The 320-nt window shown below is 56.9% G+C and carries 1 protein-coding gene; it reads right to left on the reverse strand.

Translation table 11 applies throughout. The annotated features are described in order from the left end of the window. The coding region (locus D0817_RS27080; protein WP_238160964.1) for a DUF177 domain-containing protein at positions 1 to 217 on the reverse strand (217 nt) is incomplete at its 3' end. Positions 218 to 320 lie beyond the last annotated feature (103 nt).

The following is a 320-nucleotide window of genomic DNA, read 5'->3' on the forward strand; positions in this document are numbered from 1 at the left end:
GGCAACGCTGACACATCAGTTGCACGGTGCCCGCGACCGACAACGTCATGGACGGATACCCGTGCTTGCTCGTGCCGCCCGTGACAGACCAGCAGATCTGGCCCGACTGGTCGGCGCAATCCTTGTTTAACCGGCTCATTTCGGCGACGGGTGTGACACCCTCGCGTTGGCCGTTGCTTCGACAGAACTCAAAAGCGTCGATGACAAAAGCGCTCATTTGCAGAAATTTTCCCCGGAAAACCTGCGATAATAACAGGCTTGACCCCGCGCAGTCAAAGACTTAGCGCTTTTTTTTGGCACGTGCCAAACGCCCCGTTGCT

It is taken from the genome of Flavobacterium cupreum (assembly GCF_003996965.1).
In the GTDB taxonomy this organism is placed as follows: Bacteria; Bacteroidota; Bacteroidia; order Flavobacteriales; family Flavobacteriaceae; genus Flavobacterium; species Flavobacterium cupreum.